Source organism: Cohaesibacter sp. ES.047 (assembly GCF_900215505.1).
Lineage (GTDB): Bacteria > Pseudomonadota > Alphaproteobacteria > Rhizobiales > Cohaesibacteraceae > Cohaesibacter.
Window position 1 is genome coordinate 3,160,457 of the sequence record NZ_LT907844.1, and the last position, 15,447, is coordinate 3,175,903.

Below are 15,447 nucleotides of genomic sequence, written 5' to 3' on the forward strand. Positions count from 1 at the left end.
AATTCAGTTCTAGAATTTAGGTTAATGCTTTCCAAAATTCCGCAATGCAATTTTACGGTTAATACTGACTTAAGGTACAATCGTGGTGTGACAGGAAATATGCGGACACATTGCGCAAATGCCCGGATTGTCATGCCGGTGTCATCCAACATCCCGTAGATCTTGCTTGGAAAGAAGAAAGTCTTGGTGAGAATGAAGCTATCAATCAATCAGATGCGGGCTGTTGACGCGGTTGTCCGGACCGGCAGTTTTTCGGCTGCAGCCAAGGAACTTGGCATTTCCCAACCATCGGTTTCTAACCACCTGTCAGCGCTGGAAAAGCACTATAATACCCAGCTGATTCACCGCAATGGGCGTCAGGCTGAACCGACAGGGGCCTGCCGCGAGGTTCTGTCGCGGATTCGGTCCGTCTTGGCCATCACCAATGAGATCGAGCATTCTCTCGAAGGGCGCCGGAACCTGAAATCGGGATCTCTGCGACTTGGCTATTCGGCCCATCAATTTGCCATGCCGATCCTGTCCGCATTCATGACCCGATTTCCCGACGTCGAGATCGAGGCCCGGGCAATGGCGTCGAATGATCTTCTGCCCCTGCTTCTGGATGGCAAGTTCGATGTTGTCTTCTTGACAGCCAAGGAGCCGCCCGCCGATCTGCATAGTACCCATATCTGCACGCAGAATGTCTCGCTTGTTGTGCCCAAGGGCCATCCCCTGACAGCAAGGGAAGCTGTAAGCTGGGCCGAGATTTCGAGCTTTTCGCTGCTTCAGCGCGAGAAGAGTTCGGGCACCCGTCAGGTTTTTGAACAGGCAGCTGCCCGTGTCGGTGCCAACCTCAATACGGTGCTTGCTTTGGGATCCTGGGGGTCGATCGTGTCCACCATTCACGCCGGGATGGGTTTTGGTGTTGCCATGCAGGGTGAGGTGAGTGAAGCGGACAACCTCGATACCATCTTGATTGAGGACAGCAATCTGATGGTCGGTCACTATCTCGTCTGCCTGCCTGAAATGCAGCAAGTGGCTGCGATCAAGGCGATGATCTCAACGGCACAAAACCATACTCCCTGACATTAGGTTCATGTGTCGCCGTCGTGAGTGTGACGGTTACATGTCAACGCCTCATGTATAGTAAAAAGCTATAGTAAGCATGACTTCATAAAACTGTTAAATAAGCTGCTTAGGACAGGGATTGCTCGATACAAACAGGGAGTCCATCCATGAGTCCGAAATCTGTGTTTCTCGCAAGTGCCGCGCTTCTTGCACTTGGCGTGACCGCCGATGCAGCCTGTCCGGTTGCTACGGTGGCCGACATGAAGGGTTTGACCTCGGTCTACCCTCAGCAGTTCGAATTGGCCGAATTCGAAAAAGCCGCTGACTGCGACCTGACCTTCACCCAAAACCCGAACATTGCTGACTTCAACGACCGGATCGTTGGCAACAATGATCTGGCCGATGTTGCTGACCGTCTGCCTGCCGAACCGCTGGTCGTTGCGCCATATGAGGTCAAAGGCAACTATGGTGGCGTGATCACCGGCCTGTCCAAGGGCACCGAGTCCGGCACCTCGGATCTCTTGTCCGTGCGACACGTGAACCTCGTGCGCTATTCCGACGATCTGCAGACCATCGTTCCCAACATTGCCAAGAGCTGGGAATGGAACGACGATTACACCAAGCTGACCTTCACGCTGCGCAAGGGGCACAAGTGGTCTGACGGCGAGCCTTTCACCGCCGAAGATGTGGCGTTCTGGTACAATGATCTGATCCTGAACAAGGATATCTTCGAAAAAACCTCCGGCCGTTGGCTGTTTGATGGCAAGCCTGCAAAGGTGGTTGCCGAAGACGATGTCACCTTGTCCTTCAGCTTTCCGGTGCAGGCTCCTGGCATCCTGAACCGCTTTGCAACCGACTACGGTCAGCCTTTCCAACCCAAACACTTCCTGTCCCGGTTCATGTCCAAATACAACAAGGACGCGGACAAGCTGGCCAAGGAATACGGCCTTGAAAGCGGCACCACTGCCGTGAACATGTATTATGGCGGTTCCGACTGGAAAGACGTGCCGAGCCCGCTGCTCAAGGATGCTGAAATGGCGATGAAGATCGGCCGTGCCGTTGTGCCGACGCTGGAATCGCACATCGTTGTCGAGGAAAGTGCTGAAGGCCGCAAACTGGTCGCCAACCCCTACTTCCACATGGTTGACACTGCTGGCCAGCAGCTGCCTTACATTCCTGAAATTCAGGAAACCTATGTGGGCGACAAGGAAGTCCAGAATCTCAAGATCATGAATGGCGAGGTTGTCTGGAAGCAGCAGGCTGTCTTCCTTGAGGATTTCCCGCTTTTGAAAGAGAACGAAGCCAAGGGCAACTACACGGTCTCCTACGCTCCGACCTTTGGCGAGAATGTCTTCTTCTCCTTCAACCGTACCCACAAGGATCCGGTGCTGGCCAAACTGTTCAACGACATCCGCTTCAACCGCGCCATGTCCATCGCCATGGACCGTGATGAGATCAATGAGATCGTCTACCTCGGTCAGGGTACACCGATGCAGGGCGTGCCGGCTGAACCCAAGACCGTATCCTTCATTACCGACGAAGAGCTCAATAAAGACATCGACTATGATGTCGAGGGTGCAAAAGCGCTGCTGGCAGAAATTGGCCTGAAAGACAGCGATGGCGACGGCACGCTGGAACGCGAAGACGGCAAGCCTCTGGTTCTTCGTCTTGTCTATTCCGCACAGGGCGTTCCGGTGAAAATGATGGAGCTGGTCCGCGATTACTGGACTGCCGTTGGCGTCCGCATTGATCTCAAGGAAGTCTCTTCCGACGAATATCGCGCCGCTGGCAACAACAATGATCTGGACCTGACCACCTGGAAATATGACGGCAATGCTGGCCCGACCATTTCTCAGGATGTGACCGTCTTCATTCCGCCATTTGGTGATGTCTTCAACCCCGGTACCGGTTTTGCCTGGGCTGCATGGAAAGAGTCCGATGGCGCACAGGGCACCAAGCCTCCGGCAGACATCCTGAAACTCTATGATCTGTCCGAGCGCTTCCGTCAGGTGGCCATGGGTACGGACGAATCCAACAAGCTGGGTGCCGAGATCACCAAGATCCACACGGACAACATGCTCAAGATCGGCACCGTTGGCGACATCGTTGCACCGTTCCTCTATCGCAATGATCTCAAAAACGTCAAACCGATCAAGGCCAAAACATACGACTTCTACTGGACCTATCCATACCGTCCTCAGCAGTGGTTCCTGGAGAAGTAAGCCGCAAGGGAACTATTCTTAAAACACAAGATGCGGGGGGCGCACCTTCCCGCATCCGACCATGCCTCGTCCGTCACGATGGAAAAGGCTGTTTTGTGGGGACCAAAATAATGCTTCGTTTCATCTTTCAACGACTGCTTGGCATGGTTGTTACCATGGCGTTGGTCTCCGTGATGGTGTTTCTGATCATGGAAATTCCACCCGGAGACTACGCCGACCGGTATGCATTCCGCAAATTCTCGGGAACCGGCGTCAGCGTGACTCAAGCCGATATCCAGAGCATCCGGCACGATTTCGGCCTCGATAAGCCAATGGTGCTCCGATATTTCGACTGGATCGGTGGCATCGTCATGCATGGGGATTTCGGTCAGGCTTTTGCCTTCGAGACCGACGTGACCAACGTCATCGGCGACAAGATCTGGCTCACATTGGCCATTCTGTTCGGCACGTTGATCGTCACCTATCTGGTCTCAATACCGATCGGCATCTATGCCGCGATCCACCGTGCATCGATGGCCGATTATGGCCTGACGATCTTTTCTTATTTGGGGCTGGCACTGCCCAACTTCCTGCTGGCGCTGATCATGCTCTATTTTGCCAATCTCTGGTTCGGCGCCGATATCGGAGGGCTGTTTTCGTCTGAGATGTCCGACGCACCATGGTCCTTTGCCAAGGCATGGGATCTCATCAAGCATTTGTGGTTGCCAGCGTTTGTTCTCGCCTGGTCAGCGGTCGCCTACCAGATTCAGACCATCCGCGCGACCATGTCCGATGAGCTCAACAAGCTCTCGGTGACCGCAGCCCGCGCCCGCGGCGTGCCAGAGGGCAAGCTGCTGATCAAATATCCCGCCCGCCTTGCCATCAACCCGGTGGTCTCGACCATTGGCTTTGACGTCAACCGCATCTTCTCCGAGCTGCCTATTGTGGCGGTGGTGCTTGGCCTGAGCGAGCTGGGTGAGCTGTTGCTAAAGGCCTACGTCGATCTCGACATGTATGTGGCCGGGGCCATCCTTCTGATGCTCACCTTCATCATCGTGCTGATGAATTTCGTCTCCGACATCCTGTTGGCCTGGCTGGATCCGCGTATCAAACTGGGGAGCAACTGATCATGACCGATGCAACCAGAGGTGAATTTGGCGACCAAGCCGGCCCCGCACTCCCAGTGGAAAGCGAAAAAGAGCGCAAGCGGCGGCTTGATTACTATTCCGCCAGTCAGTGGACGCTCATCTGGTGGCGCTTTCGCCGTCACAAGGCCGCGATGATCGCGGCGGGCTTGCTGATCTTCATGGGCCTATTGGGCATGTTCGCCGAGTTTGTGGCTCCCTACAGCCCGACCACACGCGATTCCAAATATATCGACGGGGCACCGCAAATCCCCATGGTCTGCGATCAGAACGGCTGCTCTGTCATCCCCTTCGTGCATGGTGTGTCAACCAAGCGGGATCCGGTGACACTGCGCGCCATATCCGTCCCAGACCCGGAAACACGGGTCTTTGTCGCCTTCTTTGTTCAAGGCGAGGCAACCGAGGTTTTGGGCTTCCTTCCCACAAAAACGCACTTGTTCGGTCTTGATGATCCAAAGGCGCAACTGCACCTGTGGGGCACTGACGATCTGGGGCGCGATGTCTTCTCGCGCACGATCTATGCGACCCGCACATCGCTATCCATCGGTGTCCTCGGGGTGCTCATTTCCTTTGTGCTGGCCCTGATCATCGGGGGTGTTGCGGGCTATGCCGGAGGCCTCATCGACAACCTGATCCAGCGCGTGACAGAGGTGATCCGGGTCGTGCCGATCATTCCTCTTTACATGGGACTGGCCGCCGCCATGCCAAAGGAATGGTCGACCACCGAGGTCTATTTCGCCATGACGATCATTCTGGGGCTATTCGGTTGGCCGACACTTGCCCGCCGCATTCGCTCCCAGCTGTTGTCGATCCGCACCGAGGATTATGTCATTGCCGCAAGGCTCGCGGGGGCGCGGCCCTTTCGCATCATCACCCAGCATATGCTGCCCAGCTTCACCAGCTTCATCATCGTCGATCTGGTGATTTCCTTCCCCTACATGATCCTGTCGGAAACGGCGCTGTCATTCGTTGGGCTTGGCTTGCGCCCACCGACCGTCTCATGGGGCGTTCTGCTGCAACAGGCCCAGTCGGTGAGGGTGATCGAACAAACACCATGGTTGTTCATACCAGCCATATTTGTCGTGGTCGCCGTGCTTGCCTTCACGGTGGTGGGCGACGGTCTGCGTGACGCGGCCGATCCATACTCAGATGCACGATAGAAAACGGGAAAGATATCAACCATGTTGAAAGTCGAAAATCTTTCGATCTCCTTCAAGACAGATGAAGGTCTGATCACGCCGGTGCAGAATATTTCGTTCGAGGTTCGCCCCGGGCGCACACTCGGGATCGTGGGCGAATCCGGTTCTGGCAAGTCCATCTCGACCAAAGCGCTGATGCAGCTTCTGCCGGGCAACTCCATTCTCTCGCCCGATGCGAAAATGATCTACACCAACAAGGCGGGCCGTCAGATCGACATCAACAAGCTCAGGAAGACGGGTAAAGAGATCCGTCATATTCGGGGCGGGGAAATCGGCATGATCTTTCAGGAGCCGATGGCCTCCTTCTCGCCGGTCTATACCATTGGCAACCAGATGATCGAAGCGATCCGTCTGCATCGCCACGTAAGGAAAAGGGAAGCACGCGAGATTGCCGTCGAGATGCTCAACAAGGTCGGCATATCCAACGCAGAAGCCCGGATCGATCAGTATCCGCACGAAATGTCCGGCGGCATGCGGCAACGGGCCATGATCGCGCTTGCACTGTCCGCCGGTCCGGCGCTTCTCATTGCCGATGAGCCGACAACGGCCCTTGATGTGACCATTCAGGCACAGGTTCTCGAACTGATGAGTGATCTGCAACGCGAGCTCAACATGGGCATGATTTTCATCACCCATGATCTGGGTGTCATTTCTCATGTCGCCGATGATGTTGCGGTGATGTATCTGGGCACCATCGTGGAGCGCGGCCCGACCAAAAAGGTGATTCACAATCCCAAGCATCCTTACACCCAAGGGCTGATCAAGGCACTGCCGAGTGTCGATAGCCTCCATTCTCGCCTCAGTCCGATTCCGGGGGATATCCCGAGCCCCAACGAGCGGCCCACCGGATGTCCGTTCCATACCCGCTGCAGCAAGGTGATCCCGGGACTGTGTGACCATCAGGCCCCCGGCGATCTGCAGGTGGGAGAGGACCAGTCCGTGCGCTGTTTCCTGCATGAAGAAAAGGGAAGGGCCGTTGCATGACCAAACCAGAGCTCCATTTGGAACAAGGAACCGCTTTGACAAAGGGCGGGGAAACCGAGCCGCATGTGCTTATCGAGGTGAAAAATCTCGAAGTACGCTTTCCGGTCAAGACAAAGAAGCTGTTCTCGACAACGGTGCAATATGTCAGGGCGGTCGACAATGTTTCCTTCGACATTAGGCGAGGGGAGACCGTGGGGCTGGTGGGCGAGTCCGGTTCGGGCAAGACCACCGTGGGGCGCGCGATTTTGCGCGCAATTGATCCGACCGATGGCGATGTGATTTTCCATACCCGCATGGAAGATATTGATCTTGTGGATCTGGAAGGGGAGGAGTTGCGCCAGTTTCGCAAGAAAATGGGCATGGTCTTCTCCGAAGGCGCCCACTCCCTAGCATCGATGGGGCACGATATCCTGCGCAGCTTTCGCCCGCGTATGAGCCTTGTCTTTCAGGATCCCTATTCCTCGCTCAACCCGCGCATGACTGTTCGCGATATCATTGCCGAGCCGCTGGTCGCGTCTGGCATGATGAAGAACAAGGACAAGATCGACGAACGCGTCCGCGAGATTGCCGCACGCTGCAAGCTCAATCTGGAACATTTGCGCCGCTTTCCGCACGCTTTTTCTGGCGGACAACGCCAACGCATCTGCATCGCCCGCGCACTGGTGACACGGCCGGACTTTGTCGTCTGTGATGAGAGCGTTTCGGCGCTCGATGTGTCCATTCAGGCCGAAATCGTCAACCTGCTCAAGGACCTTCAGGAAGAGATGGGGGTGGCTTTCCTGTTTATCGCCCATGATCTGGCGGTTGTCGCCCAGATGTCTCACCGGGTGGCGGTGATGTATGTGGGCAAATTCGTTGAATATGCGCCGACCGAAAACCTCTTCTTCAAGCCACGGCACCCTTATACCCACGCATTGCTGTCGGCCATTCCGACCGTTGATCCCGACGAAGACTTCGACCCCATTCGTCTTGAAGGCGAAATCCCCAATCCGTTGGCAGCGCCGACCGGCTGCCGGTTTCACACCCGTTGCCCTTATGCGACGGAGCAATGCGCGCAAACCGAGCCGGAATGGCAGGAAATTGAGCCGACACACTTTGTTGCCTGCCACCGCGTGAACGAGCTCGATTTCTCCCGTGGTCCGGCCCCGGTCGCTCACGCGGTCGAATAATGCAATGACAGAGTTAAGAGATAGAAAGACAAGACAATGACTGCGACGGTTGCAAACGAACTGGCAATCAAAGCCAACTCCCTGCCTGACCCTGAAAAAGGCGAGCCATTTCTGCTGACGCCCGGACCGCTGACCACGTCTTATGCGGTCAAGCAGGCGATGCTCAGGGACTGGGGCAGTTGGGATGGTGACTTCCGCGCCATGACCGCCGAGCTGCGCCGCCGTCTCGTCGACCTGCTGGGCAACGAACGAAAGGCCTTTGAATGTGTGCCCATGCAAGGCTCTGGCTCCTATGTGGTTGAAGCCATGCTGGGAACTTTCGTTCCCAAAGACGGCAAACTGCTGGTACTGGCCAATGGTGCCTATGGACTGCGAGCCGCCAAAACCATGGATTATCTCGGCCGCGCCTGTCACTTGCTCGATAAGGGCGATTATCTACCGCCGCGCGGGGAGGAGGTTGGCCAAATCCTCGCTGCAGATCCGGCCATCACGCATGTCCTCGCCATCCATTGCGAAACCAGCTCAGGCATTCTCAACCCGATTGACGAAATATCCAAAGCCACCTACGCCGCCGGCCGCAAGCTCCTCATAGACTCAATGTCCGCCTTCGGAGCCATTCCGGTAGAGCCGGACAAGATCCGCTTTGAGGCTCTTGTCTCCTCGGCCAATAAATGCATCGAAGGGGTGCCGGGCTTTGGCTTTGTGCTTGCCCGACGATCCGAGCTGGAGGCAAGTGCTGGCAACTGCCATTCCCTCAGCCTTGATATTCATGCCCAGTGGCAGGCGATGGAGGAGACCGGTCAGTGGCGTTTTACCCCGCCGACCCATGCGGTTGCTGCTTTCCTTGCGGCATTGAAAGCCCATGAAGTGGAAGGCGGCATTGCGGCTCGCGGCGAACGGTATGAGGCAAACCGCGACACACTGATCGCCGGTATGCGTCAACTCGGGTTTGAAACCCTGCTCGATGACCGCTGGTTGTCCCCCATCATTGTCACCTTCTTCTGTCCAGTTGACGGGGCATTCTCTTTCGATCGGTTCTATGACCTGATGAAAGATCAGGGCTTCATCATCTATCCGGGCAAACTGACTGTGGTGGACAGCTTCCGCATCGGCTGCATCGGCCAGATGGATACAACCATCATGCGACGCGTCGTCACAGCGGCTGACCTCAGCCTTAAGCAAATGGGTGTCGTTTCTGCCGCCCCGCCCCGTGAGGCTTTGCAAGAACGCCAGAAACTCCAATCTCGACCTGATGAAATGGGGATGACATCATGAAAGCGATCAAAGCCGTTGTCTTCGACTGGGCCGGAACCATGGTCGATTTTGGCAGCTTCGCGCCCATGGGCGTGTTTGTGAAATGCTTCGAAGAGTTCGGCGTCACAGCCACCATCGACCAAGCCCGCGCACCGATGGGGTTGCCCAAATGGGACCACATCAACGCAATGATGAAAGATGCGGATATCGCAGCCCAATGGCAGACAAAACATGGGGCAGCGCCAACGGATGCGGATGTCGACCGGGTGTACAAGATATTCGTGCCGATGAACGAGAAAGTTGCCGCCGACTATGCCGAGCTTATTCCCGGTGCCCTTGAAGCGGTTCGGTATTTGCGAGCGCGCAACATCAAGATCGGATCAACAACCGGCTATGTCCGCTCGATCATGGAACAGGTGTTGCCCGTCGCCGCCGCGCAAGGCTATGTGCCTGACAATCTGATCTGTGCGGATGATCTGAGCGAAGGTCGTCCGGGCCCCTTGGGCATGTACCAGACCTTCGTCGATCTTGCCGTCTATCCACCATCTGCGGTCATCAAGGTTGATGACACCGTCCCCGGACTTCTCGAAGGGAGCGCCGCCGGATGCCTGACCGTTGGCCTTGCCCTGTCTGGTAATTTCGTCGGGAAGACACGTGACGAACTGGCATCTATGCCCGAAGAGGACGTGGAACGGCTGCGCGCAAGGGCAAGCGAAATGCTCAAGGATGGCGGCGCTGATTATGTCATCGACACGGTTGCGGATCTCCCCGCGCTGCTGGAAAGGATATGATCCAGCCATGAATCGCCCCAACATCATTCTCATCACGGCGGACCAGTGGCGCGGCGATTGTCTGGGCGCAGCGGGACACCCGGTCATCAAGACCCCGAACATTGACGCCCTCGCAGCGGACGCGGTGCTGTTCCGCTCTCACTTTAGCGCAACGGCTCCCTGTTCTCCGGCGCGGGCCAGTCTCTATACCGGCCTTTACCAGATGAACCATCGGGTCGTGCAGAATGGAGCGCCACTGTTGGCCAGACTGGATAATCTCGCCAAGGCCGCGCGCCGCGCCGGATATCTGCCAACCTTGTTCGGCTATACCGATACATCACAGGACCCGCGATGCCTTCACCCCAATGATCCGGATCTGACCACCTATGAAAAGGTTCTTCCCGGCATGCATGTGGGCCAGATGCTGCCCGAGGACGACAAGCCGTGGATCACCTGGCTGAAACGGCGCGGCCATCGCATCGAAAATGCCGATCAGGTGCATGTTCCCGATATGGAAGGGAACGAGCGCGTCTCCATGAAGGCACCTTTCTATCGCGCAGACGAAACCCAGACCGCATTCCTTCTCGAAAAGTTTGACGATTGGCTCGATGAGCGGGAAGGGGCGGAGAGTCCCTTCTTTGCCCACCTGTCCTTCTTGCGACCGCATCCGCCGTTCGTTGTGCCCGAGCCATTCAATGAGATGTACGATCCCGGCGGCGGGCCGCCTTACGCACGTCTGGCATCATCGGAGGCTGAGGGGCAATCTCATCCCTTGATAGCGCTCATTCAGTCGGCTCAGAAAATGTCGAGCTTTCTTCCCTATGGCGCTGATGGCGAAGCGGGACCGACCGATCTCGCTAGAGATCTGTCTGGCCACGATATTGCGCGCATCCGCGCTCTTTATTATGGCATGATCTCGGAAGTGGATGAAGAGATCGGCCGATTGATTGCCAACCTCAAACAACGCGGACTCTGGGAGACGACGCTTTTCATCTTCACCTCCGATCATGCGGAAATGATGGGGGATCACTGGATGCTCGGCAAGGGCGGCTTCCATCAGGGCAGTTATCACATCCCGCTGATTATCCGCGCGCCCGGCGGCGGACGTGGAAAAACAGTCGATGCCTTCACCTCAAGCGCAGACATCTTTCCAACGCTGCTTGACGTGCTCGACAAAGAGGCGACAAACAGTCTTGATGGCGCATCCTTGATGGAGCATGTACAGGGCAAGCCGGTCTCGGGTTGGCGCGATGCGGCTTTTTATGAATTCGATTTTCGTGCCATGCGGGCGAGCAACCCCGACCTTAGGGCACGAAACCGGCAGCAAGATTGTCGTCTGGCGGTGTTGCGGGACGAAGCCTTCCAATATGTGCATTGCCCCGGCATGCCAACCGTGCTCTTCGACCTGGAGAAGGATCCGGATTGTCTGGTCAATGTTGCCGATGAAGACGACTATCTGGCAATAAGACTGGCCTATGCCGAGAGGATGCTCGATCTCAGGGCGCGCCACCTTGATGAAACGCTCGCCCGTTATGTGGTCGGCAACGACGGAGCGGCGTTGATCGAGTAGCGCCGCCCGTCTTCATGATCGCTCACAAGACATCCGTTGATGAGCAGACCGTGACAAGAGGACCGAGAGCGTTAAGGGCGATCTTGTGAACCATTTCACTCACACTCGTTGAGAGATCTTCAAGCACGGTCACATTGTAAATGTCGGCTTGGCGGGAGATTGCTGTGTGAGTGACGCAGTTCTGCGTCATCATCCCTGCGATCAGGATTTTGGTTGCTCCGATTTCGGCGAGCCGCTCCGACAGGTCGGTTTGATAAAAGCTGTCTGCGTGGCGCTTGGTCACGACTGGGGCATCGGGACAGGCCGCCAGCAATTCCGGACGGATTGCGACCCCTGCCGTTCCGTCATTGAAAAAGGGAGCTGGTCCGTTCGCAGGATCGGCGACATGGCGAACCAGAACAACCGGTAGCCCGATTTTGCGGGCCTTCTCGACGGCTTCAAGGGTCTTTTCCAGCACAGTTTCGGCCTGCCACAGAGGGAATGCAAAACCATCGAAATAGTCGTTCTGTATGTCGATGACGACAAGGGCGGATTGTGTGTCACTCATGGGGAAATGTCCGATTAAGAGATGGGAAATCGAGGCTGTCTTTTGCTTGGGAAAGAGAAGCCGCTGATCGTGCGGCTAAAGCCTATGCCGGATGGTGTGTTGGAAAAAGTGACCCGAAAGACAATATATGCTAATATCGGGCCAATCTTTCCAAGGTGCCAATCCAATGCACGGTTCGACAGGACAACAGACAGCCATGACCAGCCAACCCGCCGCGTCAGGAAGAACCATCAAAGTTGCGGTGATTGCCGTCGATCAGATGAGCCCCTTTCATCTCTGGATCCCCATGACTGTGTTCGGACAGGGGGCGCGATCGGGCGGGAGCTATCACCCGTTCCTCTGTGCCCAGAAAAGTGGCCCGATCGAGACATCGGACGGCTATACGCTCGTTGTCCAGCATGACTACTCAGACTGCGACGACTTCGCCGCGGGAGACCTGATTGTCGTTCCCACCTGGCATGATCTGGACGCGCTGCCAGACAAGGAGCTACCAGACAAGGCGCTGCCAGACAAGCCTCTGATCGACATGCTCAAAAATGCGCATCAGCGCGGTGTGACCATTGTCGGGCTTTGTCTCGGTTCATTCGTCCTTGGGGCGGCGGGCTTGCTTGACGGCCAAAAAGCAACGACCCACTGGGCATATGCAGACCGGTTTGCCAAGGACTATCCCATGGCGACCTTGTGCGCTGATCAGCTTTATGTCGATGAGGGCACCATCGTCACTTCAGCGGGCGTTGCCGCTGGCATTGATTGCTGCCTGCATCTCATGCGCCGCCAGTTTGGCTCCGCACTCGCCAATCAGGTCGCCCGGTCTATGGTCGTGGCACCCCACAGGGATGGTGGCCAGTCACAATTCATCGCGCGACCTCTGCCGCAAGAGATCAACGAAACGAGGCTTGCTGACGCGGTTCAAAGCGTTCGGGACAAATTGCATCAGGACTGGGATATAGAAGTCATGGCCTCTCGCTGCCACATGAGCCGGCGCACCTTCACCCGTGCCTTCAGAAAGCAGATGGGAACAAGCTTCACCCAATGGCTTCTGGATGAGCGGCTTGGCCGCACTCAGGACCTTCTCGAGAGCACCGGACTCTCGATAGAGCAGATCGCCGAGCAGGCCGGTTTTAGGACTGCAGCCTCTCTTCGCCATCACTTTCGGCAGAAATTCAAACGATCACCGCTCGACTGGCGGAGAACCTTCCGCGTTGTCGCAGAACCGGCGATAGCTGCTGATGGGGATCTGAGTGTAACGCATATGTTGCAATAGCATGCCATAACAGCGACTGGAACGACGTATTTTTGCTGGCTTTTGGCTAAGATCGGTCTTGCTTGTCCGTCATGTTCAAATTGAGTGCAATTTGAGCATGTGAACATGCGCCTTAGCATGGCGTTGGTGGTAAACGGCAGAAAACTGCGATTTTTCGAAAAATCTGTTGTCTATCTGAGGCCAGGCGAGATTTCATTTGAATGTCACATAACGTTCAAATGCTTGAAATATTCCCCCCCTAACGTCCCGCCCAACGACGGATGCAGGTCCTGTGTCTGTCCTTCAAAAAGAACAAACAGAACGGGCAGCCCTGAAGGGCTGTTGCGGCGACGGGTGCCTGCGAAAGGCAGCCGAAGGGGTGTCTATGGCTCTGGCCAAGCAATATAGCGACCGGCAGGTCCAGATCATTGAAACCGTGACGGAGACCGGATTCTCGGCCATCGATGCCCTGTCCGCACAGTTCAATGTCTCGACCCAGACCATCCGCCGCGATGTCAACGCACTGTGTGAACTTGGCGAATTGCGCCGGGTGTGGGGCGGGGTCGAACCGCCCCCGCTTAGCGGCAACCTGCTCTATGCCAAGCGCCGCATCATGAATGTCGAGGCCAAACGGCAGATCGCGCGTGAAGTCGCCAGAGAGATCCCGGACGGAAGCTCGGTCGCCCTGTCTATTGGCACCACACCAGAAATGCTCATCGATGCCCTGCAGGAGAAGACCAATATCAAGGTCTTCACCAACAATCTCAATGTCGCAATGCAGGCAAGTGAGCGCCACGACTGGTCCGTGACCATTGCCGGTGGTGCCGTTCGGTCCGGTGATCGCGACATTCTCGGCTCTGAGGTCGAGGCCTTTTTCAATCGGTTCGAAGTCGATTTCGGTGTGTTCGGTGTTGCCGGTGTCTCGCAAGACGGCGGCTTGCTCGACTTCTCAGAGGCCGAAGTCGGCTGTCGTCGATCAATTGTGAAAAACTGCCGGTCGTCCTTTCTTGTCATGGATCACACCAAGTTCGGACGCCCCGCCCATGTTCGTGGCGGGCATCTTTCCGACGTGGACACCATTTTCTGTGACAAGCCGATCCCGGAAATATTCGCCGACAAATTGGGCAAGACCCGTCTCATCATTGCTGCCCCCGAGCGGGGCGAGGAGGGGGAAGCATGATCAATGCACATCCCGCCCATCACGGGCGCTCAATCGAGCTACATGGCATCACCAAAACCTGGGATCAGGTCTGCGCGCTCGACAATGTAAGCATCTCGATCCCGGCAGGCTCCTTCACGGCCCTCCTGGGGCCGTCGGGCTGCGGTAAGTCGACGCTTCTGCGCATCATTGCCGGTCTGGAAGTGGCAACCAAAGGCAAGGTCATGATCGGTGACGAGGATGTGACCCGCCGGTCTCCGGACAAGCGCGACCTGTCCATGGTGTTCCAGTCCTATGCCCTGTTCCCGCATCTGGATGTGGCCGAAAACATCATCTTTGGTCTGCGTACACGGCGCGAGCCCAAACAGCAGCGCACCGAAAAGCTCCTTGCTGTTGCTGACTTGATGGGGCTGGGGCATTTGCTGGACCGCAAACCCGGTGAGTTATCCGGTGGCCAGCAGCAACGCGTCGCGTTGGCCCGCGCAGTGATCGCCGAGCGATCCATCTGTCTGATGGATGAGCCGCTCTCCAACCTTGACGCAAAGCTTCGTCACGAAATGCGCCTTGAACTCCGCGCCCTTCAACAAAAGCTTGGTTTCACCATGGTCTATGTCACCCATGATCAGGCCGAGGCCATCACCATGGCCGATCAGGTGGTGCTCCTCAAGGATGGACAAGTCGAGCAGGTCGATGCACCGCGCGCCCTTTATGACACACCCCGCACGACATTTGCTGCCCGGTTCATCGGCACGCCGCCCATGAGCCTGTTCGATGCCGATGCTTTCGGAGAGCGGGGGGCAAAGCTCAAACAACTCGCCGGAGCCGATGTGCTCGTCGGTCTGCGGCCTGAAGCCGTAAGTCCTGCGGACGAAGGCATGGTCGAGGCGACCATTGAATCTGTCGAGTTTCTGGGTGCCGACACCATGCTTGCTTGCGATATCGCCGGACAGTCCATCAACGTGCGTGCATCCGGACGATCAAGCTACTCGCCCGGTTCCCCGGTTCGTCTTTCCTTTGCACCTGAGGAGTTGGCCTTTTTCGACAAGGCATCAGGTGCGCGTCTAGTCAAGTCCACGACAATGGTTGAGGCGCTCAAGCCTTGATCAAACGCCATCTTTCCCACTGACGTTAGATTAAAAGGGTCCAAACTCATGGCTTC

At 56.5% G+C, this 15,447-nt stretch carries 13 protein-coding genes; 12 read left to right on the forward strand and 1 reads right to left on the reverse strand.

The window, feature by feature from the left end; genetic code table 11:
• The first annotated feature begins 192 nt into the window (after nt 1-192).
• From CPH65_RS14450 to CPH65_RS14490, 9 genes are all read left to right on the forward strand, one after another.
• Nucleotides 193-1,065: a LysR substrate-binding domain-containing protein gene (locus tag CPH65_RS14450; RefSeq protein WP_096174325.1), complete on the forward strand. Its 873-nt coding sequence runs from the start codon at nt 193-195 to the stop codon at nt 1,063-1,065.
• A 149-nt stretch (nt 1,066-1,214) separates the two neighbouring features.
• The gene (locus CPH65_RS14455; RefSeq protein WP_096174327.1) at nt 1,215-3,269 is read left to right on the forward strand and encodes an ABC transporter substrate-binding protein; all 2,055 of its coding nucleotides are present in this window, start codon (nt 1,215-1,217) and stop codon (nt 3,267-3,269) included.
• A 110-nt stretch (nt 3,270-3,379) separates the two neighbouring features.
• Nucleotides 3,380-4,375 (forward strand): ABC transporter permease, encoded by a 996-nt coding sequence (locus CPH65_RS14460; RefSeq protein WP_197703852.1) that lies wholly within the window; start codon nt 3,380-3,382, stop codon nt 4,373-4,375.
• A gap of 2 nt (nt 4,376-4,377) precedes the next feature.
• Nucleotides 4,378-5,553 (forward strand): ABC transporter permease, encoded by a 1,176-nt coding sequence (locus CPH65_RS14465; RefSeq protein ID WP_096174330.1) that lies wholly within the window; start codon nt 4,378-4,380, stop codon nt 5,551-5,553.
• A gap of 21 nt (nt 5,554-5,574) precedes the next feature.
• On the forward strand, nt 5,575-6,576 hold the full coding sequence (locus CPH65_RS14470) for an ABC transporter ATP-binding protein (protein WP_096174332.1): 1,002 nt from the start codon (nt 5,575-5,577) through the stop codon (nt 6,574-6,576).
• The gene (locus CPH65_RS14475) at nt 6,573-7,745 is read left to right on the forward strand and encodes an ABC transporter ATP-binding protein (RefSeq protein ID WP_096174334.1); all 1,173 of its coding nucleotides are present in this window, start codon (nt 6,573-6,575) and stop codon (nt 7,743-7,745) included. The genes CPH65_RS14470 and CPH65_RS14475 overlap by 4 nt, the downstream gene beginning before the upstream one ends.
• A gap of 36 nt (nt 7,746-7,781) precedes the next feature.
• Nucleotides 7,782-9,020, forward strand: coding sequence for a 2-aminoethylphosphonate--pyruvate transaminase (locus CPH65_RS14480; protein WP_096174336.1), 1,239 nt, complete (start codon nt 7,782-7,784; stop codon nt 9,018-9,020).
• Complete coding sequence (gene phnX / locus CPH65_RS14485; RefSeq protein WP_096174339.1) at nt 9,017-9,790, forward strand: phosphonoacetaldehyde hydrolase; 774 nt, start codon at nt 9,017-9,019, stop codon at nt 9,788-9,790. Before CPH65_RS14480 ends, phnX begins: the two co-directional genes overlap by 4 nt.
• Before the next feature lie 7 nt (nt 9,791-9,797).
• Complete coding sequence (locus CPH65_RS14490; RefSeq protein ID WP_172891526.1) at nt 9,798-11,339, forward strand: sulfatase-like hydrolase/transferase; 1,542 nt, start codon at nt 9,798-9,800, stop codon at nt 11,337-11,339.
• Nucleotides 11,340-11,361: 22 nt separating this feature from the next.
• Here CPH65_RS14490 and CPH65_RS14495 read toward each other — a convergent pair whose 3' ends face one another.
• On the reverse strand, nt 11,362-11,886 hold the full coding sequence (locus CPH65_RS14495; RefSeq protein WP_096174341.1) for an isochorismatase family protein: 525 nt from the start codon (nt 11,884-11,886) through the stop codon (nt 11,362-11,364).
• A gap of 196 nt (nt 11,887-12,082) precedes the next feature.
• On the opposite strand from CPH65_RS14495, the gene CPH65_RS14500 reads away from it, so the two are divergent.
• The 3 genes from CPH65_RS14500 (at nt 12,083) to CPH65_RS14510 (ending at nt 15,391) form a co-directional block, all read left to right on the forward strand.
• Nucleotides 12,083-13,150 carry a GlxA family transcriptional regulator gene (locus CPH65_RS14500; RefSeq protein ID WP_096174343.1) on the forward strand — a complete coding sequence of 356 codons (1,068 nt, stop codon included), beginning with the start codon at nt 12,083-12,085 and terminating at the stop codon, nt 13,148-13,150.
• Between the two features lie 364 nt (nt 13,151-13,514).
• A complete protein-coding gene (locus tag CPH65_RS14505; RefSeq protein WP_096174346.1) occupies nt 13,515-14,309 on the forward strand; it encodes a DeoR/GlpR family DNA-binding transcription regulator in 795 nt (264 codons plus the stop codon).
• Complete coding sequence (locus CPH65_RS14510; protein WP_096174349.1) at nt 14,306-15,391, forward strand: ABC transporter ATP-binding protein; 1,086 nt, start codon at nt 14,306-14,308, stop codon at nt 15,389-15,391. Before CPH65_RS14505 ends, CPH65_RS14510 begins: the two co-directional genes overlap by 4 nt.
• Nucleotides 15,392-15,447: the final 56 nt, after the last annotated feature.